Genomic DNA, 21,564 nt, shown 5'->3' with positions numbered 1-21,564 from the left:
GACAGCGGCACGAGCCGGCCAGGGGGCGGGATAGATCGAACGCTAAGAGCTCGCGGCCAGGGTGTGTCACCCGCTCGGCGGGTCCGAGGTACTCGATCATCGGTATCGCCGGGGCGCTGTGGTGCGGTGTGCTGGGCGTCGGGTGATTCTATGGACCGTCGTACCGACCGCCGCACCGAGCTCCACGAGGTGGCCCGCCAGCTGGCCCGGCACCACCACCGCGCCACCGACCCGGTCGTCGATGTCGAGGCTTGGCTGGCCGACCACGAACACCGGCGCATTCTCGACGTGCTGCTGGTCGTTTGGGACCGCGCCGACGCGCGGCTGCTGCAGTACTTCCGCCCGGATGCCGACGTGTGTGTGGCCGGGCATCTCGTGTCGTGGGCACGGCGCCGCGCCCACGATGCTGCCCGTCCCGACGAGATCCCCGAACAAGGCCCCGGCGAACCGTGTGAAGGGGTTTGAGGAACATTCGTTCCGAATCGTGCGCCAGGGGAGTTGAGTGTCGGTGGCTATCGCGGATGAGCAGGCGTTCGTCCGCCGTGTGCTCGAGTGGAACTCGTAACCGGCGGATCCGTCCGACAGGGGATCCCCAGCTGAGACGGCTGTAAGCTGTAGAGGTCAGCTTCCTGTACCGCGATGAGTTCGGGCCCGTTGCGGAGTCGGTACCGGATGAGTGACGTTTCTGCGGGGAGATGAGCGGAGATGGCGACGTTCGTCCTGATCCCCGGTGCCGGTGGTGCCGGGGAGGTGTACTGGCGCGAGGCCGCGGCCGAACTCGAAGCGCGGGGGCATGTCGCGATCCCGGTCGAGATCGAGGGCGACGACCCGGCGTTGGGCCTGCACGAGTACGCGGCCATCACCGACCAGGCGATCGGCGACCACCGCGATGTCGTGCTCGTCGCGCAGTCGATGGGCGCTTTCATCGCGCCGATGATCAGCAAAAGCGATGCCATCGACCGCATAGTGCTGCTCAACGCGATGATTCCGATTCCCGGCGAGTCCCCGGGGGAGTGGTTCGAGACCACCGGATCGGGCGAGGCTCGCCGAGCAGCCAACGAAGCGGCCGGACGGTCGAACGAGTTCGATCTCGAGAACGTCTTCCTGCACGACGTCCCCGACCGCGTGAAGGCCGACATGGCCGAGGGTGATCGCGAGCCGGCCGAGACACCGTTCGGACAGTCGTGCACCTTCGAGGTGTGGCCGGATGTCCCGATCCACGTCCTGGTCGGCGCTGATGACCGCCTGTTCCCGGCCGAGTTCCAGGTGCGGGTCGCCCGCGATCGGCTCTGCGTCGAGGCCGACGTGATGCCCGGAGGGCACATGGCGGCCAAGAGTCGTCCGCTCGAACTCGCCGAGCGACTGATCGCATACCTGGACGTCGGCGCTTCGTCAGAGGAGCGCAGTACGGCCGAGGTCGGCTTCGACCTCGCCGACGCCGCGGCCGAGCTGCGGCGAGTCGCGGCCAACGTCCGAGGCAACCAGCTCGACGCGCCGACGCCGTGTGCCGACTGGACCGTACGTGACCTCGCTGCCCATGTGTGCGGGCTGACCAAGGCGTTCACACACACCGCGCGCCACGAGCCCCAGGGCGAGCCGCGACCCGATGGTGCGAAGCTGCCCGACGACTGGCGCGAGCAGCTCGACCGTGACCTCGGCACGCTCGTCGCGGCCTGGCGAGAACCGTCTGCATGGCAGGGCGAGGCCGAGGCCGGTGGTTTCACCATGCCCTCGACCGAGCTCGCGACCGTCGTGCTCGACGAACTCGTCCTGCACGGCTGGGACCTCGCCCGCGCCACCGGTCAGAGCTTCACCGCGACCGACCGCGACGTCGCGATCTGCACGCGCTTCGCCGCCGCGATGTCCACGCCCGACAGTCGCGAGGGACTGTACGGGCCGATCGTCGACACCGGCACCGACCCAGCACCGCTCGATGCCCTGCTCGGACTTGCCGGCCGTGATCCCGGCCGGCCATCGTGATCCGGGGGTCCGCGGAAGAGTGGGGAAGGATTGAACGTGGTCGTTGGTCACCGAGCTGGCTCAGTCTTCGGTGGGAACTGGCCGAGCGCTCGTTTCCGAGTCTGTGACCAGCTGCGACAATCATTGGCGTTTGATCTGTCGCGGATCTTCCCCAGGCTCCGGCTGAGACGGTTCGCCAGCGCTGAGGTGCCGCGTCGCCGCGGTTGACGAGTTCACGGTGGCGAATGCGCCCCTGATGCGGTGCCCGCGTTCCCGGCACGATGCGACAACATGTACAGGAACAACCGCGGCGGATAACGTCCCCTCCCCGGGGACGCTCCGGAATCCCCGGGGAGGGGAAGTCTCATGAGGACACGGGCACGTACCACTTGGCTGGTTACCGGGATCGCCGTCGTCGCGGTCGCGCTGATCGCGGCGCTCTTCACGGTTCCCAAGCTCCTTTCCTCGGACGAGGAGAGCGGGGAAACGATCTCGCACCGCGTCCAGCCGCGGCACACCGAGCACAACAGCGAGCACACCACCAGCGAGTACTGGACCGAAGAACGCATGCGCGAGGCGGAGCCTGCTGGGCCGGTCGCGATCAGCCCGGTCCCGTACAGCGAATTGGCCGCGAGCGCCGGGATCCTCATCGTCGCGGGAACGACGCTGGTGTGGCTGCTGCGGCGACAGCGGCGAGGTTGACCTTTCGGTGGTCCGTGTGGTGAACGCTGTCGTACGTAACCGAATACTGTGGTTTCAGTACTGAACAAAACAAAACGACCAAAAGACGCAAAACAGACAAAAGGAACGGAGTTGTCGAGGCGGACGAATCGTCTCCTATACTCCCTCGGGAGGGGAGTACTTCCTCGCGTTGACCCGGTCAGTACGGACATCAACACGGTGTCCCCGGGAAGCGGCCCCGCCCAGGGGTGAAGGAGACCTCGAACGACGTTGTTCGGGAGGTCTCGAATGTCGGATACCCCCCTGATGGTCGCCGCGGGGCCGCAGTCGGTGGGCACGCCGTGGTTGTGGGCGATCAGTATCGGTGTGCTGTTGGCCCTGCTGATCGCCGATTTCGCTGTCACGCACCGCCCGCACGAGGTGGCGATGCGGGAGGCGGTCGGCTGGTCGGTGTTCTACCTGGCGCTGCCGCTGGTGTTCGGACTCGGACTGTGGTGGTGGTTCGGCACCGATCAGGCCCTGGAGTTCTTCGCCGGGTTCGTGGTGGAGAAGTCCCTGTCGGTGGACAACCTCTTCGTGTTCATGCTGCTGCTGACCGCTTTCGCCGTTCCCACGGCGCTGGTGCAGCGTGTGCTGCTGTACGGCATCGTGGGAGCGCTGGTGCTGCGGGGCGTGTTCATCGCGATGGGAGCCGCGCTGCTGCAGGCGGGCACCTGGGCTTTCCTGGTGTTCGGGGCGATCCTGTTCGTGACCGCGGTGAAGATTCTGCGTGAGGCGCTCGGCGGTGATTCCGTCGAACGCGACGTGTCGCAGATGCGTTCGGTGCGGTTGCTGCGCCGGTTGATGCCCGTCACGGAGGAGTACCACGGAGCGAGCCTGACGGTGCGGCAGGCGGGCCGTCGTGCGTTGACACCGATGGCCGTCGTGGTGGTGGCGGTGTTCGCCACCGACGTGGTCTTCGCCGTGGATTCCGTGCCCGCGGTGTACGGCATCACCGAGGATCCCTACCTGGTGTTCACCACCAACGCGTTCGCGCTGCTGGGGCTGCGGGCGTTGTATTTCGTGCTGAGTTCGGTGCTGAGTAAACTGGTGTATCTCAACCACGGACTGGCACTGATCCTGGCGTTCATCGGTGTGAAGCTGATGCTGCACTGGGCGCACGGGATCTGGCCCGCCGTTCCCGAGATCGCCACTCCGGTCTCGCTGTCGGTGATCGTGCTCATTCTCGTGGTGGTGACGGTGGCCAGCCTGCGGGCCAGGAGCCGTGCCGTGGATGAGGCCAGTCACGGGAGGTGACTATGCCCATCTGGGTTCTCGTCGAGATCGGTGTCACGATTTTCGTGGTCGTGACGCTGCTGATCACCTGCGCGGTGCTGCTGTCGGCACGACCGCCGCGGTCCTCGCGCGATTCCGGTTTCTCGCGCCATCGAGGAGGAAGACCGTTGTTCCCGCGTGGACCACGTGCGGGATGAGTCGACGTGCCGGGAGTGCCCGCGCACTCGAGGGCCCGCCCGGCACGTGAATCCGAGCCCGGTGCGCACGGGAACGACCGGTCGGTCCGTGAGCTGCCGGTTCCCGGTCGACGGGCTCGCCGCGCCTGCCGGCTCGTGCCCGGCGTCGGTAGCCGCCGGGCGGCTCACTGCTCCGTGCGTGGGAGGTCTTCGCTGATACCGATGGCGCGCATGGTGTGGGCCAGGTGCTCGCGCAGTCTGCGTTTGGCCAGTGTCGTGTCCCCGTGGTGCAGCGCGGTGGCCAGGCTGTTGTGCTGCTCGGTGACTGCCGTGCGCCGGGATGCTTCGTGGGTGCGGGCGGTTGATGTGATGCGCAGTTGGCGGTCGCGGAGCGCGCTGTAGAGGTCGGTGACCACGGGGCTGTCGGCGGCGGCGACCAGCTGTGCGTGGAAGTCGCGGTCGGCCTCGTGCATCTCGGAGTCGGAGAGTTCGCCGGGTTCGCAGGCGGGGTGGTCGAGCAGTCGTCGTCCGACCGTGACGAGGTGCTGCTCGCCGAGGGCGGCGAGTTTGTCGATCGCGAAGCTTTCCAGGGCGAGACGGGCTTCCAGCAGTGAATGCGCTTCGGCCGGGGTGATCGGTACGACCAGGGCACCCCGTTTGGGGTACAGCCGTAGGAATCCCTCGCTCTGCAGCCGCAGGAAGGCTTCCCGGACGGGGGTGCGGGACATGCCCAGTGTTTGGGCGATCTCCCCTTCGGACAGCAGGTGTCCGTCGGGGTGGCTGCCGTCCAGCAGCCCTGCTTTGACGTGCCGGTAGGCGCGGTCCGTGGCGGGTTGCCGCTGCCGGTCGCCGGAGGGGGGCGGGGCCGTCTCCGAGGGTGTTGTGTTCGACACGGCGTCATTCTACTTCCACCCGGCTTGTATCTAAGATGCATACAAGTTTGGAGGTGGGTGTGCGCGTCACGATCGACCCTTCGGAATCCTCGGTCACCGAGCCCGTCCCGACGGCGACGTCACGACGGGCCTGGCTCGTGTGGTCGGTGGCGGCGGCGTGTTACTTCGTGGCGCTGTTTCACCGGGCGAGTCTGGCGGTGGCCGCCGATGCGGCGCTGGATCGGTTCTCGGCCGGTCCTGCCGCGCTGTCCGTTCTCTCGGCGCTGCAGCTGGGGATCTACCTGGCGTTGCAGATCCCGGCGGGTGTCCTGGCCGACCGGATCGGCCCGCGACGACTGATCACCGGGGCCACGTTGGCGCTGGCCGTGGGTTCGGCGGTGTTCGCGGTCAGCGCGTCCCTGGTGGGCGGGTTGGCGGGACGTGCGTTGATCGGTCTCGGTGACGCGTTCCTGTTCACCAACGTCCTGCGGCTGGCCGCGCAGTGGTTCCCGGCCGAGAGGTTCGGCAGGATCGCGGCGTTGACCGGGTTGGTCGGCGGTGTGGGCCAGTTGGCGGCCACCGCTCCGCTCGCCACCTCGCTGCGTGTGCTGGGGTGGCTGGGCACGTTTCTGGGGGCGGCCGGGTTGACCGCGGTACTGGCGGTGTCGGCCTGGGAGATGGTGCGGGACCGGCCCCGGGTGGTGGGCTCCGGTGATGCCGTCGGTCGGCCGTCGTCGGCTCGGGAGGTCGAGCCGGTGCGGGCGGCGCTGCGGGCTGTGGTGACCACGCCCGGCACGTGGCACTCGTTCTGGGTGCACTTCGTGATGATGGGGCAGTTCGTGGCGGTGACGGTGCTGTGGGGACCGCCGTGGTTGATGCGGGCGCAGGGCTACGGTGCCGCGGCGGCGGGGAACTGGGTGTTGCTGTGTGTGGCGGGGTTCCTGGTGGGGGCTTGGGCGTGTGGGCAGTTCGTGGCGGGGCGACCGGCACGTCGGGAGCGGTTCGTGCTGGTGTTGTCGTTGCTGCTGGCCGTGGTGTGGCTGACCGTGATCGGCTGGCCCGGCGTGCTGCCCGTCGCGTTGCTGGCGGTGTTGCTGGTGCTGATCGGAATCGGTGGTGGGGCGGCGATGCTGGCTTTCGACGGGGCCAGAACGGTCAACGCGGCACACCGGTCGGGGCTGGCGGTGGGTACCGCGAACATGGGTGGCTTCACCGCCGCTGTGCTGATCCAGCTCGCCGTTGGCGGGGTGCTGCGGGTGGCCGAGGGGCTGGCGGCGGGCCCGTCCTACCGGTTGGCCTACGTGCCGGTGTTGCTGGTGATCGTGGTGGGCGCGCTCGGCCAGCTTCGGCAGTCGCGGCGCGCCCGTGGGTTTGACCGGGGGTGAGGTCGGTTTCAGGGCACGCGTCCGACTCCGACGTAGCCGTATCGGCAGCTTTGCTGTTCCTCGCTCAAGGCTTGTTGGGCGGGGCTCCAGTCGGGGTAGTGCACGAGTCCGGGTGGGACCAGCTCGGTTCCGGAGAACCAGCCCGCGACTTCGTCGTGGCTGCGCAGCACCAGTTGTTCGTCGGCGTGCTCGTAGGAGGCCACGACCTGGTCGATCTCGTCCCGCAGGTCGGCGGGCAGGTCGTCGTCGCTGGCTTGTGAGATCGCCAGGTAGCTGCCGGAGCTGAGTCGCTGGCGGTAGGTGGCGATGATGTCACCGGGCCGGTCCCGTGGGCCGATGAACAGCAGGACACCGACGATGAGTAGCCCGACGGGGCGGGAGAAGTCCAGCAGTTCGCGGGTTTCCGGGTGCTCGAGGACGGACCGGGGGTCGCGCAGGTCGGCGTTGAGGATCGTGACGTTGGGGTTGTCGGCCAGTTCGGCGCGGGAGGTGTTGTAGGCGATCGTTTCGTAGTCGACGTAGACGACTCGCGCTCGCTGGTTGTGTTGTGCCGCGATTTCGTGGACGTTTCCCACGGTGGGGATGCCCGAGCCGAGATCGAGGAACTGGTCGATTCCCTGTGCGGCCATGTAGTGCACGGCGCAGCGCAGGAAGGAGCGGTTGAGTTGCGCTCCCAGCGACCAGCGGGGCGCTGATTTCTTGATGCGTTCGGCCAGTTGCCGGTCGGCTTCGGTGTTGTGGTTGCCGCCGAGGAACACGTCGTAGAGCCTGGCTGAGTTCGGGCGGTCCCCGTTGAGTTCCGCTGTTTTCTCGTCCATGGGGTGCTCGCGTTCGGTGTCGGGTGATCTTGTCGGCCACACTCTACGTGCGCTGCCGGTGACTGCCCAGTTCTCGACAGTGACAGTGGTGGCGGGCTCGGCGGTCCGGGATGGTTGCCCGGCGCGTGGGTGAGGACCGTGCGAACCAGCGCGCACGGAGCGTTCGGAGCAGTCGGCGGGGAAGATCGGGCACTGGGGCAAGGGGCAGGTCCGGCCTAGCCTGTTTTGGAAAGCGTTTTCTTTCCCGACAGGAAAAGGTAAGAGCTTTGTTGACAGGTGTTTCGTCCCGAATTCGGAAAAGTCTGTACCTGGCGACGTTGTCCACGATGACGGTGCTGGGAATGGTGGTGGCGGTTCCGTACGGACACGCCGAAGTGCCCGTGCCGGATGCGCGGGGAGAGCAGGCTGTGGATGCCACGATCCCTGTCGAGGGCACGATGGACGGTGGTCTGACCCGATACTACGGCGAGGGAGAGCTCGGCAGCGGTGACCAGACCGAGGGGCAGCCACCGATCTTCGAGCTCGCCGACGGGGCCACGCTGCAAAACGTCATCATCGGCGCCCCGGCCGCCGACGGGATCCACTGCGAGGGTTCCTGCACCCTGCGCAACGTGTGGTGGGAGGACGTCGGCGAGGACGCCGCGACGTTCGACGCCGACGACGCCTCGGCCACGATGACCGTGCGGGGCGGCGGTGCCCAGTACGCCGCGGACAAGGTGTTTCAGGCCAACGGCGCGGGAACCATGACGATCAGTGACTTCCGGGTCGAGGACTTCGGCAAGCTGTACCGCTCCTGCGGCAACTGCAGCGACCAGGTCGACCGCCACGTGGTCATCGACAATGTGACCGCCACCGCTCCCGGCGACACGCTGGCCGGTGTCAATATCAACTACGGTGACACCGCCGAGTTCTCCGACATCACGATCGTCGGTGATTCCGAGATGGGAATCTGCTCCTGGTACGAGGGCATCGAGGACTCCGGCGAGCCCGAAGAGGTCGGCAGCGGTCCAGGGGCGAACTGCCTCTACGACCAGTCCGACATCACGTTCGAATGATGTCGTTCGTCACTGCCGGATCCCGACAGTGGCGAGGCCGTCCGTCCCGCGCCGACATCGCCGGCGCGGGACGGACTCTCGTTCCCGAATCGGAACACCCCTCACGGTGCGGTCAGGGGAGGCCGTTCCGGTCCGGCTGCTCAGCCCGATCGGTCCAGGAGGCACTGTCACGCGGTTTCCCACCGGTGTTCGTGAAGCGGCGGTGGAACGAGCCGGACGCGGCGTAGGCACTGGCGAGGATCAGGGCGCAGCCGAGCAGCTGCGGGAGCGTAGGCCGCTCGCCGAGGACGAGAGCGCCCAGGAGGAGAGCACCGACCGGGGTCAGCATGAGCAGAGCCGAGCTGACCGTGCTGCTCAGCCGAGAGGTCGCCAGGGCGACCAACAACCAGCCGCCGACCTGGCCGCACACCGCTGTCAGGGCCAACCATCCCAACGCCACCCAGCCGGGTGTCACAGTGATGCCCTGCCACAGCACTCCAACGGTGATCGAGACGGCGGCTGCCGAGATGAGCACGCCACAGTAGGACTGCACCACTCCTTCGGTACGCCCGCCGCGGTGCAGCAGGAACAAAAATCCCGAGTAGCACAACGCGGCCAGCACGGCGTGGACCGTTCCTCGTGCCGGAGCGTCGCCGGAGACTCCGGTGCCGAGGATTCCGCCGGTGAGCACGATGCCCGTGCCCATGCAGCCAACGACGACCGGGAAGGAGCGCGGTAGGCGCTCGCGGTCGACGAGTGAGCTCAGCAGTGGAACGATGATCACCTGCGTGTTGACCAGCACCGCGGTCACCCCGGCGCCGACCTCGAGGATCGCCTGCGTCCACAACATCGCGTCCCCGGCGAAGAACGCTCCTGCCGCCGCCGCGACGACACCGCCGCGCCACGACAGCCCACCCGTCCGGCGCCGTTCACCGCGGGCCAGCGGCCACAGCAACGGCAACGCGAGCGCGCACCGGAAGAACGTGGCAGTGCCCGGTGACGCGCCGGACAGGTCGATGAAAATCCCGGACGTGGCGATACCGAGCGCACCCAGGGCGACCGCGGGCCTGGGGCGCGCACGAGCAGCCCGTGACACGATCACGCCGGCGTCGCGGTCCATGTCCTGACACGATGGCCGTTCGCCGTGCGGTCGAGCAATCCGTTTATCGGGTTGTCGTATCGGCCTCTGAACGTCGCGCTGCGCATGTGCGCCGGGCGGGGAGCGTCGGTGGGTGGTTCATAGCCGGTTGAGGACGGGCACGGCGTGGTCGAGGGCGTCGCCGCGGACGACCCAGCGGGTGATGCCCCACCGGTGGCGGGCGGTGTGGAGCTGCTCGATGATTTCGTCGGTGGTGCCGATCCAGAGGTAGGGCACGGCCAGGATGTCCTCGATCGGCGTGTCGAGCTGCTCGGCGAGGGGCGCGGCAGCGGCGTGCCGGTCGTCGGTGACCACGACCTGCTGCACGAGCGCCTCCACGGTCGGTGGGTTCGTGCCCGCGGCCCGTGCGCCGCGGTGGATCCGCTCGACGTGTGCGTCCACGCGTTGCGGTGACCAGGACACGGTGTGGGAGTGCCCGTCGGGCAGCGTGCGGCCCAGTCCGGACAGCCCGACGGCGTCGGCGTGCGCCCCGCCCCAGCGCAGCAGGTCCGGGTTGGCGCCGCCGACCAGCAGCGGTATTCGTTGTTGGATCGGTCGGGGTGCCTGCAGGGACACCTCGCGCAGCGCCGCGAGGTCGTCGGCGGGAACGGTGGATCCGTCGAGCAGTTGGCGTACGGCCGTGGCCACCGTGCGCAGCCTGCGCACTCGCGCGGCCGGGGAGGGGCGGGTGTGTCCGGTCATTTCCCATTCGGCGGGGGTGTGTCCGGCTCCGAGGCCGATTTCGGCGCGACCGTCGGAGATCACGTCCAGGGTGGCCGCGTCGGCGGCGATCAGCAGCGGGTCCCGCACGCCGGTGTTGAGGACGTAGGTGCCCACTCGCAGTGTCGAGGTGGCGGCTGCCGCCGCGGCCAGGGCCACGAACGGTGATGCGCCGACACCCGGGTGGTCGGCTGCCAGCAGCGCCCGAACACCCAGGTGCTCGCAGCGGCGTGCCAGCTGTGTCCACGTGTCCGTCTGGTCCGGGGTGGCCTGTACCGAGATCTCGATCCGTTCGTCCGTCACGGGCACACCGTGTCACGGGTGTGGGTCGGTGTGGCACCGATCGGTGTTGCGCGGAGAGCGAATCCGTGCGTTCGGGGCCGTTCGGTTTCGGGTGCCGGTGGTGGCCGTTCGATTGTCGGTGGTGTCCGGCCGGTCCTGGTGCGTTGTGGTTGTCGCCCGGCGGGGTGTGGTCTGCGGCACCCGGTGGTGGTGGGGCTGTCGCGTCCGGTTGTGGAGCGTCGCATGACGGGGTGTGGGTTTCTGGTCACGGTCGGTTTTTTCGTCGGTGTCGAGTGCCCTTCGTGGTTAGGGCACCGGTGACCAAGGGGGTAGCATTGTCAACAATCGGCGTCTTGAGTTGTGATGGTCGGGCGCCGTTGTGCGTGCCCGTTCGGGCGCGCACACGTGAAGGGAGTTCTCGGTGGCGCGTACCGCGAGCGCGAATGCGCTGTTGGCGGCACGCGTGCCTCCGCTACTCGTGACGAGCGAGGATCGTCCGTCACCGAGACGCCGATCGTGCCGAGACCTGTGCGGGTGGCGAAACGGGCGCGGGGGTGTTCCGCGTTCGGGTGTCGTTCCTGTCGCTGTTTCGGACGCGGATGTGGTGTGTCATGCGTGTTCACCGGGTCTTGTTCGGTCGGGGGCCGGTTCTGTCCGGGTGGCCGGTCGGGCTTGTTTCCGGGAGCGCGTCGTCGACGTGCCGCAGCCGCCCCGCTCCCGCGGTCAGGGGTGGGGACCTCGAATGACGAGAGGGTGCGAGATGTTGGGAGTCGACGAACAGAACCAGGCCGGGGAGTTGGAACCGGTTCAGCGCAAGTCCACGGCGGCGATCGTCGCCGATCAGTTGCGTTCGGCGATCATGTATGGCTCGTTGGCTCCGGGGAGTCAGCTGGGTGAGGCCGATCTCGCCACGCAGCTGGGTGTCAGTCGTGGGCCGCTGCGGGAGGCGATGCAGCGCCTCGTTCAGGAAGGACTGCTGCACAGTGAACCCCACCGGGGTCTGTTCGTGACCACGATGGAGCCCGAGGATGTCCACGATGTGTATGTCGCGCGGCTGGCGGTCGAGCGCAGCGCGTGTGAGCAGATCGTGCGGCATCACCGGGTGGACGCGGTGGCGGAGCTGACCGGGGCGCACGCCAAGATGGTCGCTGCCGTGGCCAAGGATGACCGTGACGGGCTCACCGAGGCCGATCAGGAGTTTCACGAGACGCTCGTGGCGGCTTCTCGCAGCCCTCGGCTGCAGCGGATGGCGCAGACGTTGTTGGTGGAGAAGCGGATGTGTCTGGCCGCGTTGGTTGATACGTATCCGGCGGACACGCAGGCGTTGGTCGATGAGCACAAGGGGCTGGTGGATGCGATCGAGGCCGGGGACGAGCGGTTGTTGCTGTCGCGGTTGGAGGAGCACATGAACGATGCGTTGCAGCGGTTGACGGCTTCGCTCGAGCAGTAGACGCACCCGCGTATCCGGGCGGCCCGTCGTGGCGGCGACGGCGCCGCTCGGATACGGGAGTGCGCCCCTGTCACAGCCCGCCGACGGCGATGTATTTGGTTTCCAGGTATTCGTCGATGCCGATCTTGCCGCCTTCGCGGCCGATGCCGGATTGTTTGACTCCGCCGAAGGGTGCGGCGGCGTTGGAGACCACGCCCTGGTTGAGTCCGACCATGCCGGTCTGCAGGGATTCGCTGACGCGCAGCGCGCGTGGCATGTCCCGGGTGTAGGCGTAGCTGACCAGCCCGAACTCGGTGTTGTTGGCGGCGGTGACGGCTTCGTCCTCGTCGGTGAAGGTACTGATCGGCGCTACGGGCCCGAACACTTCTTCGCTGGTCAGGCGGGCGGATGGGGGAACATCGGTCAGGACTGTGGGTGGGTAGTAGTAGCCGGTTCCGGTTTCGGCTTTGCCGCCGGTGAGTACGCGCGCGCCCTGGCCGACGGCGTCGTCGACGAGTTCGGTGACTTTGTCGCGTTGGGCGGAGTCGATCAGCGGGCCGACTTCGACGTTGTCGCCGACACCGCGTCCCAGGCGCAGTGCTCGCATGCGCCGGGTGAGTTTGTCGGTGAATTCCTCGGCGATGTCGCGGTGCAGGTAGAAGCGGTTGGCCGCGGTGCAGGCTTCACCGATGTTGCGCATTTTGGCCAGCATGGCCCCGTCGACGGCGGCGTCGACGTCGGCGTCGTCGAAGACCAGGAACGGGGCGTTGCCGCCGAGTTCCATGGAGGTTTTGAGTACTTGTCGGGCGGATTGTTCGATCAGGGTGCGTCCCACCTGGGTGGAGCCGGTGAAGGTGAGTTTGCGGGCGCGGGGGTCGGTGATCAGCGGGCGCATCACCTCGTCGGCGTGCCGGGCGGTGATGATGTTGAGCACGCCGTGGGGCAGTCCCGCTTCGGTGAGGATCTCGCCCAGGGCCAGCATGGTCAGCGGTGTCTGGTGGGCGGGTTTGATCACCATGGTGCAGCCCGCCGCCACGGCGGGACCGATTTTTCGGGTGCCCATGGCCATGGGGAAGTTCCAGGGGGTGACCATCAGCGACGGTCCGACCGGTTGGCGTGTGACCAGCATCCGTCCGCTGCCGTTGGGGGAGACGGCGTAATCGCCGTCGATGCGGACGGCTTCCTCGGCGAACCAGCGGAAGAATTCGGCGGCGTAGGTGACTTCGGCGCGGGACTCGGCCAGCGGTTTGCCCATTTCCAGCGTCATCAGCAGGGACAGGTCCTCGTGCCTGCTGGTGATCGTCTCGAAGGCGCGCCGCAGGATCTCGCCGCGGTGGCGGGGCGGGTACGAAGCCCAGGAGGACTGGGCCCGGTCGGCGGCGTCGAGCGCGCGCAGCGCGTCGTCGGCGGTGGCGTCGGGCACGGCGCACAGGGTCGTGCTGGTGGAGGGGTCTTCGACGTCGAAGGTGCGTTCCGCGGCGGCGGACTGCCATGTTCCGTCGATGAGCAGACCGCGGGGCACGGCGTCGAGGACGGTGGTTTCCCTGGGGTGGTGTGGCTGGTCGTGGGTGTTCATGACTTGATGATGCCTTTCGGTGTTCGGGGCGGGACAGTCGACGGGGCCGATGGTGGCGGTCGGTGTCGGTTCGGGCGTGTTGTGTGGTGACCGGTGGGGCTGTGGGGCTTGTCGGGTGATTCCGGGGTGTCTGTCGGGTGATGGCCCGTTTCGGCGAGGGTGGGGGGCGCGGATAAATTACCGGGCATGAGCGATTGGTCGGCGAAGCAGCCGGACGGGCGAGGTTCGGCGTCCCGCGGGCAGCAACGGGGCGGATACGACTACTACCGTGCCGGCGGTTCGCGCGGGGGGAGGTCGTCGTCCCGCGGGCATTCTGGTTCCGGTGCGGCTTCGACCCCCAAGCGCGGGAAGAAGCGACGGTGGGGCCGCGGGATCGGTGTCACGCTGCTGCTGGTGGTGCTGCTGCTGGTGGGGCTCGTGGTCTATGTCGACAGTTCGCTGCAGCGCACCGACGCGTTGGCCGACTACCCGGGGCGGGTCGAGGACACGCCCGGCACGAACTGGTTGTTGGTGGGTTCCGACAGCCGTGAGGGACTCGACGAGTCGCGGCGTGAGGAGCTTTCGGCGGGCGATGCCGGGGGAAGGCGCACCGACACCATGATGCTGATGCACATTCCCGCCGGTGGGGGCAAGCCGGTGCTGGTCAGTCTGCCGCGGGATTCCTCGGTGCCCATCGCCGGACACGGGCGGAACAAGCTCAACGCGGCGTTCGCGTTCGGCGGCCCGCAGCTGCTGGTGCGCACGGTGGAAACGATCACCGGGGTGCACATGGATCACTACGCCGAGATCGGCCTGGGGGGATTCGCCAATCTGGTCGAGTCGGTCGGCGGGGTCGAGATGTGTCTGGACCAGCCGATGGACGACCCCAAGGCGGGGGTGAACCTCTCCGCCGGCTGCCAGCGGCTCGACGGGTCGCAGGCGTTGGGCTTCGTGCGCAGCCGCGCCTACGCCGATGGGGACCTGCAGCGGGTGGAGAACCAGCGCAAACTGCTGGGCGCGTTGATCGACAAGACCACCAGCCCGACGACGTTGCTCAACCCGTTCCGGATGTTTCCGTTGATCTCGGCCACCGGCGACACGTTCCTGCTCGACAACGGTGATCACGCGTGGCACCTGGCGGGGCTGGCGGGAGCGATGGGCGACATTTCCTCCGGCGAGGGGTTGTCCGGCACGGTGCCCATCGCCGGGTTCGACAGGCTCAACGACCAGTCGGTGGTGCAGTGGGATTCACAGCGGGCGTCGCGGCTGTTCGAGGCCATCGCCGCCGACCGGGCGGTTTCCGAGCGGATGCTGGGCTAGCGACGGCCACCGGAGGCACCGGCTGGGGCCGGTGCCCGTCCGGACTCGGGGTGTGCGGGAGACGGGGCCGCGGGCTCACGGAGCCGCGGTGGCGAACCGTTTCAGCGCGGCCATGTCGCCGTTGAACAGGTTCTGGTCGCCGGGAAACGTACCCCGGTTGTCGTGTTGCCAGATCGCGTGACTGCCCCAGCCGGCGGGAAGCTCCCCCACCCGTGGACCGTACCGTGCCACCCACAGGGGATTGTTGCCCGCGAAGTCCGGGTTGGCCGCGGTGCAGGTGTTCCACCAGTGGCGGGTGGTGTAGACAGCGGGGAAACGGCCGGTCAACGCGCGGTAGGTGTCGCTGAATTCGGCGATCCAGCCGGACATGGCGGCGGGGGAGAGCCCGTAGCAGTCGTCGGGCCCGTACGGGTTGTACTCGATGTCCAGCGCTCCCGGAAGGGTGTGCCCGTCGGGGGACCATCCGCCGCCGTTGGCGACGAAGAACCGGGCCTGTTCGGCCGCGCCGGACAGGTCGGGGCGGCCGAAGTGGTAGGCCCCGCGCAGCATTCCCACACGCAGCGCCCCTTCGTACTGCGACGAGAAGGTCGGGCTGCGGAACCCGGTGCCTTCGGTGGCTTTGACGTAGCTGAACCGGGCGCCCCGGCGCCAGGCGGAGTTCCAGTTCACCGTGCCCTGGTGCCCGCTGACGTCCATCCCGGCGACGGTGGCGCCGGAGGTGAGAGGGCCGGGGGCGTGGGGGGCCGCTGCGGCGGGTGTGGCCAGTCCCACCACGGTGACAGCGAGCACACTCGCCAGACGGGCCGCGCGGCGCGGTTTCGTTCCGGGGTGTCGACGTGATCGGCTGGCTGCGGAGCTGACATCGCTCACGACGGTGATCCTCCTCGATGATTCGGGTGGTGACGACCGCGCGTTCAAACACGCACCGTGTCGCCGTGACCCGGCTGGGAGGCTACCGAAAGCGCCCCGTCAGGCCCTGTCACACGCGCCGGGGAGAACTCGATTGGATATTCACCGACGGCTCGGGTACCCATCGGGGGATGGCACAACGAGCGAGTAACAATCGTGGACCGAGTGGGCGTGGTCAATCGGCCGAACCGACCAATCGCACCGCCCAGGGGCTACGCGACCAACTCAGGTCGATGCACGGCGCCAGCTACGGGCGCTACAAGTCGCTGACCGGCACCTGGTCCTTCGACGGGTTCACGCTGCAGATACAGCGGGTCCAGCCCGACCCCTACGCCCCGGCCAGCCGCTGCGAAGTCCGCGTCACCCCCGAACACGCCGGGTTTCCCCCCGACCTGTGGTCCAACCCGGCACGAGCCCGCGGCCTCGCCGGGGTGCTGGTGCGGGCGGTGCACCGCCGACTCAAAGACAGCAAACTCAGCGTCGACGCGGGCAGGCAACAGGTCCTCGACCGTAGCGCCTGCCAGATCGTCGACGGCACCGTGATCCTGCGGCTGGGCATCGACATGCCCGGACGCGGACGCAGCATCGACGGCAAGCAGGCCGAGCAGGCGCTGTGCCGTGATCTGCCCGACACCGTCGAGGCCGCGCTGCGGTGGCACACCGCCGACCAGTCCCGGGTGCGTGAGTTCGTCGACTCCATCGAGGACACCGACGCGCTGCGGCGCGAACTCGCCCCGCACAACCTGGTGGCCTTCGTCGCCGACGGCGCGGTGCTTCCCCGCCGCAGCGGCATCGACGACCGCCCGCTGCAGCAGGCAGTGCCCTTCTCCTCCCCGGAATCGCTGCGGGTGGAGTTCGACCTGCCCAACCGGGGGCGCGTGTCCGGCATGGGCATCCCCGAAGGCATCAGCCTGATCGTCGGCGGTGGTTTCCACGGCAAGTCCACCCTGCTGCGCGCCCTGGAACACGGCATCTACGACCATGTTCCCGGCGACGGCCGGGAACTGGTGGTGTGCACCCCCGACACCGTCAAGGTCCGCGCCGAGGACGGCAGGCGCGTGCACCGCGTCGACGTCAGCCCCTTCGTCAGCCACCTGCCCACCGGCTCGGACACCAGCGACTTCTCCACCGACAACGCCTCGGGCTCGACCTCGCAGGCAGCCTCGATCGTCGAAGCGGTCGAAGCCGGGTCGAACGCGCTGCTGCTGGACGAGGACACCGCCGCGACCAACCTGATGATCCGCGACGCGCGGATGCAGGAACTGGTGGCCAAGGACTCCGAACCGTTGACACCGTTCCTGGACCTCATCCGCCCGCTGCACCAGCGGCACGGCGTGTCCACCGTGATGGTCATGGGTGGCTCCGGTGACTACATGGACGTCGCCGACCGGGTGCTGATGCTGGACTCCTACCGCTGCTACGAGGTCACCGACCGAGCCCGCGCCCTGGCCACCACCCCCACCGGGCGGCACCGGGAAGCCGAGACGTTTCCCGACACCCGCGCCCGCGTGCCCGACCCCAAGTCGGTCGAGACCGACCGGCCGAAAGTGCGTTCGCGCGGCACCGACGCGTTGACCCTGGGACAGTCCACCGTGGAACTGCGGGCCGTGGAGCAGCTGGTCGACCCCAGCCAGGTCACCGGCATCGGCCTGGCGCTGGTCACCTGCGCCCGCTCCGGCATGCTCGACGGCAGCCGCACCGTGCACGAGGTGCTCGACGCCTACGACGCCGAAGTCGCCAAACGCGGCATCCACGCCGTCGACGACCGCTACGTCGGCGACTTCGCCGTGCCGCGTCGTTTCGAACTCGCCGCCGCGCTCAACCGGCTGCGCACCCTGCGTGTCGGGGCCTTCCGGGACTGACAACCCCGCCCGCACCGTGGCAGGCGGGTTTTCCCCGCACACCGAGGTGGGCACCCTGGCACCAGGGACCCCGGGACGTCGACGGCGCCGCACCCGCACCGCGGCCCGAAGGAGGCCGACCATGGGCAACCGCGATGCCTTCGACAACGACACGGTCTACACCGACCGCGCCCACGCGGGGCGTGTCCTGGCCGGGCAACTGGCCCAGCACCGGCTGGTCGAGCCGGTGGTGCTGGGGCTGGCCCGCGGCGGGGTTCCGGTGGCCGCGGAAGTGGCCGCGGCGCTGCACGCCCCGGTGCGGGCCTGCGTGGCCCGCAAGATCGGCGCACCCGGCCAGCCGGAACTGGCGTTGGGTGCGGTGGCCGCGCAGGGCCCGCCCACCTACGACCAGCGGCTGCTGCGGGCCTTCGGGCTCGACGCCGAACAGCTCAGCACCCAGTGCGAACAGCAACGGGCCGAGGCCCGCAGGCAGGAGCGGGCCTACCAGCACGAGGCGCCGGTGGAACTGTCCGGCCGGGACGTGATCGTCGTCGACGACGGGCTGGCCACCGGCGCCACCGCCCGCGCCGCGATACGGCGAGTCCACCAGGACGAGCCTGCCCGCGTCGTGCTGGCCGTGCCGGTCGGATCCCCCGAAGCCGTGGCGGCGCTGTCCGGCGAGGTCGACCTGCTGGTGTGCCCCAGCACTCCGGCCGCGTTCTCCGCGGTGGGGCAGTGGTACCGCGACTTCCGGCCGGTCACCGACGACGAGCTGCACCGGCTGCTGGGCCACGGCGTGCCGGGATAGGCACCACCCGCACACCGCCACATCGGTATTGGCCAGGATGGACAACGTGATCACCGTGGGAGCACACCACGACCAGCCACGCCGATCGGGAGTGCGACGTGAGTAGCGGCCGGGCCTTCGAACCATCACCGGGTGTCGAGTCGCTGCTCGACGAACTGCTGCGCGCCCGCGGCGATGACACCGGCAGCGACACCACCCACCGCGGGCAGGCCGGGGTGCTCGACGAGCAGGCCCGCACGGTGCTGTCCACAGCCGTGCACGCCGCCCGCGACTGGGGACACACCGCCCTCGACGACACCCACCTGCTGTGGGCACTGACCCAGACCGGCCCCACCGCCTCGATGCTGCGCGAGACCGGGGTGGCCGTGGACCGGCTGGCCCGCAGCCTGCGCACCCTGGCCGGGGCGCACGAGGCCACCGGCGGCTCGGCCGACCCGCGCCCCTGGCTGACCAGCGCCGCACGGCACGCCCTGCTGGGTTCCTACCGGCAGGCACGGCACGAGGGCGCCGCCCAGCTCGGGACGCGGCACCTGCTGCTGGGTGTGGCCACCGACGCCGACTCCGCGGCGGGGCGAGCACTGGCACGGGCGATCGAACAGGGCGAGCACCACCGCGCCGGCCCCGCCGAGCACACCGAGCAGAACCACCACGACACCACGCACCCCGCCACGCCGTGGCTGGACGAGTTCAGTGTGGACATCACCGCCCGCGCCGCCGCGGGCGACATCGACCCCGTGACAGGACGAGACCACCAGATCGACCAGATCGTGGAGGTGCTGGCACGGCGCGGTAAGAACAGCCCCGTGCTGCTGGGGGAAGCCGGGGTGGGCAAAACCGCCATCGTGGAAGGGCTGGCCCACCGCATCAGCACCAACACCGCACCGCCGCTGCTGGCGGGCCGTCGACTCGTCTCCCTCGACGTCACCGGCCTCGTCGCGGGCGCGCAACACCGCGGTGACTTCGAACGACGACTGCGGGAACTGCTCCGTGAAGTCACCGAACACCGGCAGGACCTGATCGTGTTCGTCGACGAGATCCACGCGCTGATCGGCACCGGCTCCGGTGACGGCGCGCTGGACGCGGCCACCGTGGTCAAACCCGCCCTGGCACGTGGCGAACTCCCCCTGATCGGCGCCACCACCACCGAGGAATACCGCAGGCACATCGAAAAGGACCCGGCCCTGGAACGACGGTTCCACCCCGTCACGGTGCCCGAACCCACGGTGGCCGAGACCACCGCGATCCTGCGGGGCCTGCGGCAGCGCTACCAGCAGCACCACCACATCCGCATCGACGAACGGGCGCTGCGGCACGCCGCCGCGCTGGCCGAGCGCCACATCCCCGACCGTTTCCTGCCCGACAAGGCCGTCGACGTGCTCGACCAGGCCTGCGCCCGCCTGCGACTACGGCACGACCGCGAGCCCACTGGCACCGCCACCAGGCCACTGCTGGGAACCGACACCGTCACCGAAGTCGTCGCCGAACGCACCGGCCTGCCACTGACCGAACTCGGCACCACCGAACGCGGCAAACTCCGCGAACTCGACACCCGACTGTCCGAACGCGTCATCGGCCAGCCACAGGCCACCCGCACCGTCGCCGACGCCATCCGCCGTGCCCGCACCGGCCTGTCCGACCCGGACCGCCCGTTGTGCAGCTTCGCGTTCACCGGCCCCACCGGGGTGGGCAAAACGGAACTGGCGCGAGCGCTGGCGGCCGCGCTGTTTTCCGACAGCGACCGCACAGTGCGGTTCGACATGGGCGAATTCCAGGAAAAACACAGTGTGTCCCGCCTGATCGGCGCCCCACCCGGCTATCTCGGCCACGACGAACCCGGCCAACTCACCAACAGCATCCGCACCCACCCCTACAGCGTGCTGCTGCTCGACGAGATCGAAAAAGCCCACCCCGACATCCTCAACACGCTGCTGCAGGTACTCGACGCGGGCAGACTCACCGACTCCAACGGCACCACCGTGAACTTCAGCAACACCGTGGTGATCATGACCTCCAACATCGGAGCCGAGCAGGCACTGCTCGCCGCCGAGCCCGACCAGCCCCCGTTCGACCCCGTCGCCGCGCTGAGCACGCGACTGCGGCCGGAGTTCGTCAACCGCATCGACGAGATCGTGCCGTTCCAGCCGCTGACCACCGACGCGCTGGTCGACATCGCCGAGTCGTTGCTGGAGCACACCCGGCAGCGGCTGCGCACCCGGGGGATGCGGCTGGAGATCACCGAGCCCGCCGTGGCATGGCTCGTGCACCGCGGCGAACACCGCGAGTTCGGGGCGCGGCAGCTGCGACGGGTCATCGAACGGGAACTGCACAACCGCATCGCCACCCTGCTGACCGAACACCCCGCCCCGGAGGGCAAGACCGTGCACGTCGACCTCGACGAACAGGAAACACTGACCGTGCGGCTGGCCGGGGCGCAGCGGCACACCGACGGCGACCGCCCCACCGAGCCCGACCGAGCGAGCACACCGGTCACCACCCCGGCCGGCGGCGACGGTGCCACGATGGAGCCATGAACGATCAACCGCGCTACCCGTGGATCTCGTTTACCACCGACTACGGCACCGCCGACGGGTTCGTCGCCGCCTGCCGAGGAGTGCTGGCCCGCCACGCCCCCGGCGCGTCGGTCATCGACATCAGCCACCACATTCCCCCACAGGCGATCACCGCCGCCTCGGCGGTGCTGACCCAGACCGTGCCCTACCTGCCCACCGCGGTGCACCTGGTCGTCGTCGACCCCGGTGTGGGAACCGCCCGGCGCGGCATCGCACTGGAAACCACCTCCGGCAGCCTGCTCGTCGGGCCGGACAACGGTGTGCTGCTCGCCCCGGCCGACCGGCTCGGCGGGATCACCACCGCCGTGGAACTGGCCGAACCGGACTGGTGGCTGCCCGACGTCTCGGCCACCTTCCACGGGCGCGACGTCTTCGCCCCCGTGGCCGCGGCCGCCGCGCTGGGCGCCGACATCCGCACAGCGGGACCCGCACTCTCCCCCGAACAACTCGTGCCAGCCCCCACACCCCACTCCAGCAGCCACGGCCGCAACGTGCGGGCACAGGTGATCACCATCGACCACTTCGGCAACCTGCAGCTGGCGCTGCCCGCGACGCGGGCACCCTGGCACCACGGCGACCCGCTGCTGATCACCACCCCCACAGGCCGATTCACCGCCCGGTACGGCCGCACCTTCGGCGACGTCGCCGAAGGCGACTGCCTGGTCCTGGCCGACTCGGCCGGACACCTGGCCGTGGCCGTCAACACCGCCTCGGCCGCCGCCCACCTCGACGTCGACCGCGACCAGCTCCTCGACATCACACCCGCCGACCAGGACACATAACCACCACGGA

19 protein-coding genes are annotated in these 21,564 nt (G+C 69.1%); 13 read left to right on the top strand and 6 right to left on the bottom strand.

From position 1 onward, the window contains the following. The first annotated feature begins 150 nt into the window (after positions 1–150). From BM394_RS20310 to BM394_RS22920, 5 genes are all read left to right on the top strand, one after another. Positions 151–465, top strand: a complete 315-nt coding sequence (locus tag BM394_RS20310) for a hypothetical protein (RefSeq protein ID WP_092981030.1) — start codon at positions 151–153, stop codon at positions 463–465. Between the two features lie 240 nt (positions 466–705). Beyond that, a complete protein-coding gene (locus BM394_RS23110; RefSeq protein ID WP_217643628.1) occupies positions 706–1,980 on the top strand; it encodes a TIGR03086 family metal-binding protein in 1,275 nt (424 codons plus the stop codon). Positions 1,981–2,325: 345 nt separating this feature from the next. Beyond that, on the top strand, positions 2,326–2,661 hold the full coding sequence (locus tag BM394_RS20300) for a hypothetical protein (RefSeq protein ID WP_092981025.1): 336 nt from the start codon (positions 2,326–2,328) through the stop codon (positions 2,659–2,661). A 267-nt stretch (positions 2,662–2,928) separates the two neighbouring features. Continuing rightward, complete coding sequence (locus tag BM394_RS20295) at positions 2,929–3,936, top strand: TerC/Alx family metal homeostasis membrane protein (RefSeq protein WP_092981022.1); 1,008 nt, start codon at positions 2,929–2,931, stop codon at positions 3,934–3,936. Between the two features lie 2 nt (positions 3,937–3,938). Further along, complete coding sequence (locus BM394_RS22920; protein WP_175530191.1) at positions 3,939–4,112, top strand: hypothetical protein; 174 nt, start codon at positions 3,939–3,941, stop codon at positions 4,110–4,112. Positions 4,113–4,276: 164 nt separating this feature from the next. Here the strand turns inward: BM394_RS22920 and BM394_RS20290 are convergent, their stop codons facing one another. Beyond that, positions 4,277–4,984: a GntR family transcriptional regulator gene (locus tag BM394_RS20290; protein WP_092981020.1), complete on the bottom strand. Its 708-nt coding sequence runs from the start codon at positions 4,982–4,984 to the stop codon at positions 4,277–4,279. 59 nt (positions 4,985–5,043) lie between these two features. Here BM394_RS20290 and BM394_RS20285 point away from each other — a divergent pair, with 59 nt between their 5' ends. After that, positions 5,044–6,348 (top strand): MFS transporter, encoded by a 1,305-nt coding sequence (locus tag BM394_RS20285; protein WP_245780335.1) that lies wholly within the window; start codon positions 5,044–5,046, stop codon positions 6,346–6,348. Between the two features lie 8 nt (positions 6,349–6,356). On the opposite strand, the gene BM394_RS20280 is transcribed toward BM394_RS20285, so the two are convergent. Next, a complete protein-coding gene (locus BM394_RS20280) occupies positions 6,357–7,166 on the bottom strand; it encodes an SAM-dependent methyltransferase (protein ID WP_092981015.1) in 810 nt (269 codons plus the stop codon). Positions 7,167–7,492: 326 nt separating this feature from the next. On the opposite strand from BM394_RS20280, the gene BM394_RS20275 reads away from it, so the two are divergent. Beyond that, a complete protein-coding gene (locus BM394_RS20275; protein WP_175530195.1) occupies positions 7,493–8,221 on the top strand; it encodes a pectate lyase in 729 nt (242 codons plus the stop codon). 112 nt (positions 8,222–8,333) lie between these two features. On the opposite strand, the gene BM394_RS20270 is transcribed toward BM394_RS20275, so the two are convergent. Both BM394_RS20270 and BM394_RS20265 read right to left on the bottom strand, forming a co-directional pair. Continuing rightward, a complete protein-coding gene (locus BM394_RS20270) occupies positions 8,334–9,320 on the bottom strand; it encodes a DMT family transporter (protein ID WP_092981007.1) in 987 nt (328 codons plus the stop codon). Positions 9,321–9,437: 117 nt separating this feature from the next. Then, the gene (locus tag BM394_RS20265; protein WP_217643627.1) at positions 9,438–10,361 is read right to left on the bottom strand and encodes a TIGR03621 family F420-dependent LLM class oxidoreductase; all 924 of its coding nucleotides are present in this window, start codon (positions 10,359–10,361) and stop codon (positions 9,438–9,440) included. 739 nt (positions 10,362–11,100) lie between these two features. On the opposite strand from BM394_RS20265, the gene BM394_RS20260 reads away from it, so the two are divergent. Further along, the gene (locus tag BM394_RS20260) at positions 11,101–11,790 is read left to right on the top strand and encodes a GntR family transcriptional regulator (protein ID WP_092981005.1); all 690 of its coding nucleotides are present in this window, start codon (positions 11,101–11,103) and stop codon (positions 11,788–11,790) included. Positions 11,791–11,860: 70 nt separating this feature from the next. Here the strand turns inward: BM394_RS20260 and BM394_RS20255 are convergent, their stop codons facing one another. Further along, on the bottom strand, positions 11,861–13,345 hold the full coding sequence (locus BM394_RS20255) for an NAD-dependent succinate-semialdehyde dehydrogenase (RefSeq protein WP_092981003.1): 1,485 nt from the start codon (positions 13,343–13,345) through the stop codon (positions 11,861–11,863). 186 nt (positions 13,346–13,531) lie between these two features. On the opposite strand from BM394_RS20255, the gene BM394_RS20250 reads away from it, so the two are divergent. After that, positions 13,532–14,644 (top strand): LCP family protein, encoded by a 1,113-nt coding sequence (locus BM394_RS20250; protein WP_092981000.1) that lies wholly within the window; start codon positions 13,532–13,534, stop codon positions 14,642–14,644. 75 nt (positions 14,645–14,719) lie between these two features. Here BM394_RS20250 and BM394_RS20245 read toward each other — a convergent pair whose 3' ends face one another. Next, a complete protein-coding gene (locus BM394_RS20245; RefSeq protein WP_217643626.1) occupies positions 14,720–15,514 on the bottom strand; it encodes a lysozyme in 795 nt (264 codons plus the stop codon). Between the two features lie 170 nt (positions 15,515–15,684). Between BM394_RS20245 and BM394_RS20240 the strand changes: the two genes are divergently transcribed. The 4 genes from BM394_RS20240 (at position 15,685) to BM394_RS20225 (ending at position 21,554) form a co-directional block, all read left to right on the top strand. Then, entirely contained in the window at positions 15,685–17,415 is a 1,731-nt protein-coding gene (locus BM394_RS20240; protein ID WP_092980998.1) for an ABC-ATPase domain-containing protein, read from the top strand. A gap of 121 nt (positions 17,416–17,536) precedes the next feature. After that, entirely contained in the window at positions 17,537–18,202 is a 666-nt protein-coding gene (locus BM394_RS20235) for a phosphoribosyltransferase (protein WP_092980996.1), read from the top strand. A gap of 98 nt (positions 18,203–18,300) precedes the next feature. After that, positions 18,301–20,733, top strand: a complete 2,433-nt coding sequence (locus BM394_RS20230; RefSeq protein WP_092980994.1) for an AAA family ATPase — start codon at positions 18,301–18,303, stop codon at positions 20,731–20,733. Beyond that, positions 20,730–21,554, top strand: a complete 825-nt coding sequence (locus BM394_RS20225) for an SAM hydrolase/SAM-dependent halogenase family protein (protein ID WP_092980988.1) — start codon at positions 20,730–20,732, stop codon at positions 21,552–21,554. The genes BM394_RS20230 and BM394_RS20225 overlap by 4 nt, the downstream gene beginning before the upstream one ends. Positions 21,555–21,564 lie beyond the last annotated feature (10 nt).

The organism is Actinopolyspora lacussalsi subsp. righensis (genome assembly GCF_900116555.1).
GTDB classification, from domain to species: domain Bacteria; phylum Actinomycetota; class Actinomycetes; order Mycobacteriales; family Pseudonocardiaceae; genus Actinopolyspora; species Actinopolyspora lacussalsi.
The sequence above is the reverse complement of the archived record's forward strand: the minus strand, read 5'-3'. Positions and strand labels throughout refer to the sequence as shown.

What these genes read in the sequence shown, in the direction of transcription:
- BM394_RS20310 (WP_092981030.1), top strand. Translation starts at nt 151, where the DNA reads ATGGACCGTCGTACCGACCGCCGCACCGAGCTCCACGAGGTGGCCCGC.
- BM394_RS23110 (WP_217643628.1), top strand. Translation starts at nt 706, where the DNA reads ATGGCGACGTTCGTCCTGATCCCCGGTGCCGGTGGTGCCGGGGAGGTG.
- BM394_RS20300 (WP_092981025.1), top strand. Translation starts at nt 2,326, where the DNA reads ATGAGGACACGGGCACGTACCACTTGGCTGGTTACCGGGATCGCCGTC.
- BM394_RS20295 (WP_092981022.1), top strand. Translation starts at nt 2,929, where the DNA reads ATGTCGGATACCCCCCTGATGGTCGCCGCGGGGCCGCAGTCGGTGGGC.
- BM394_RS22920 (WP_175530191.1), top strand. Translation starts at nt 3,939, where the DNA reads ATGCCCATCTGGGTTCTCGTCGAGATCGGTGTCACGATTTTCGTGGTC.
- BM394_RS20280 (WP_092981015.1), bottom strand. Translation starts at nt 7,166, where the DNA reads ATGGACGAGAAAACAGCGGAACTCAACGGGGACCGCCCGAACTCAGCC.
- BM394_RS20275 (WP_175530195.1), top strand. Translation starts at nt 7,493, where the DNA reads ATGACGGTGCTGGGAATGGTGGTGGCGGTTCCGTACGGACACGCCGAA.
- BM394_RS20270 (WP_092981007.1), bottom strand. Translation starts at nt 9,320, where the DNA reads ATGGACCGCGACGCCGGCGTGATCGTGTCACGGGCTGCTCGTGCGCGC.
- BM394_RS20260 (WP_092981005.1), top strand. Translation starts at nt 11,101, where the DNA reads ATGTTGGGAGTCGACGAACAGAACCAGGCCGGGGAGTTGGAACCGGTT.
- BM394_RS20255 (WP_092981003.1), bottom strand. Translation starts at nt 13,345, where the DNA reads ATGAACACCCACGACCAGCCACACCACCCCAGGGAAACCACCGTCCTC.
- BM394_RS20250 (WP_092981000.1), top strand. Translation starts at nt 13,532, where the DNA reads ATGAGCGATTGGTCGGCGAAGCAGCCGGACGGGCGAGGTTCGGCGTCC.
- BM394_RS20240 (WP_092980998.1), top strand. Translation starts at nt 15,685, where the DNA reads ATGGCACAACGAGCGAGTAACAATCGTGGACCGAGTGGGCGTGGTCAA.
- BM394_RS20235 (WP_092980996.1), top strand. Translation starts at nt 17,537, where the DNA reads ATGGGCAACCGCGATGCCTTCGACAACGACACGGTCTACACCGACCGC.
- BM394_RS20225 (WP_092980988.1), top strand. Translation starts at nt 20,730, where the DNA reads ATGAACGATCAACCGCGCTACCCGTGGATCTCGTTTACCACCGACTAC.